Here is a 1,229-nt window from a genome sequence, read left to right as displayed (position 1 = left end):
ACGGCGGCGCTGGGCGATCCGCTGGAAGCCAGCGCTGCAGGCATTCGACATCACCTTCGACGGACGACTCTCGGCCGCCCGCCGCTAGAACCCGACAACCGAGTTACACCACTGGCTGGACACACCCGGATCCGGCGTCGCAGTGGTACCACGAGGAATTGAGCAACGACGAACTTCTGGACGGCATCAACAACGCCCCAGAGGGAGATGGAATTCTCGTCTCACGCGACGGGACGATTCTCGGAGGCCATCACCGCTGGGACGAACTCCAAAACAGGGTCAAGGACGGGCGCATCGACCCAGACACACCAATCCGTATCGACGTCTACGGCGGGGAGTAATGCTCTGATGGCCATGATTCATTCGACTGACCCCGACTTCCGCGTGTGTCAGATCAGCTTCGATACTCTGCTCGAGATCCAGTTGGAGGCGGAGGACCAAGGCTGGGCGACACGGTGGACCTCCGTGGACGCACTCCGCAGCCAGGTCAAGGAAGAAGCCGTCGTCCTCCAGTCGCTGATGCGCGAGGAGCGAGGAGGAGCTGTGCGGGCGTACCGGTGTCTCCTTCTGTTCTCGACCGTAGATGGCAAGGATACTGGCGGAATTGCCACGATCGATCTCGATCCGGCGAGGTTTGAATCGCTGGAGCGACTCGATCGAGACCCGGATGTTCGGAGGGTGCTTGCCCGGATGTTCTCCCTTGCAGTGGGCGGCATTTCGATGGTCTCGAAGAGGTAGCAGGAGCTGCGGATGTCTGCGGGCCGTTTGCGGGAGCAGCAATCTGCCCCCGATTGCTGACGAGTTTCCCACCGACGAGATGTCGCAGTTCACGACCGGATGGAAAAGGTTTGCATCATCAACCCAGGTCAATTATCTGACGGGGTAGTGTGCTTAGTCGGAATCCCTGCCGAAGAGTTCTTCGGCAGGGATTCTCATTTCCGCAGGTCGCAGCGGGTGCTGCACAAACAGCTCTCTTGTGCGATTCCTGCCGCGGACTCGCGCCTGCGGCATCAGGACGATGATGTCCCTGCTGTGCAACGCTGTACGTGCCAGAATCCTCGTCCGCGCTGGTCACGCCGCGTGTGGGCGCTGTCGTGAGTCCCTGCCAGTCGGCCGTAACAGTGGGGGCCTCGCTCGGTGATTGCCGACCGGGTCCGGCCGGCGCCAGGATGGTCCGGTGCTGCTGCGACTGCCCTACCTGGCCTTGACGAGCGTGTTCGCCCTGATAC

2 protein-coding genes are annotated in these 1,229 nt (G+C 61.7%); both read left to right on the top strand.

Annotation, left to right across the window (positions count from 1 at the left end):
* Positions 1–158: 158 nt before the first annotated feature.
* Positions 159–341, top strand: a complete 183-nt coding sequence (locus tag P3G67_RS35710) for a hypothetical protein (protein ID WP_276097232.1) — start codon at positions 159–161, stop codon at positions 339–341.
* A gap of 7 nt (positions 342–348) precedes the next feature.
* Positions 349–738, top strand: coding sequence for a hypothetical protein (locus P3G67_RS35705; RefSeq protein WP_276097231.1), 390 nt, complete (start codon positions 349–351; stop codon positions 736–738).
* Positions 739–1,229 lie beyond the last annotated feature (491 nt).

This window comes from Streptomyces silvisoli, assembly GCF_029269905.1.
Lineage (GTDB): Bacteria > Actinomycetota > Actinomycetes > Streptomycetales > Streptomycetaceae > Streptantibioticus_A > Streptantibioticus_A silvisoli_A.
Note: the sequence above shows the minus strand (reverse complement) of the source record. Positions and strands in the feature narration are given on the sequence as shown.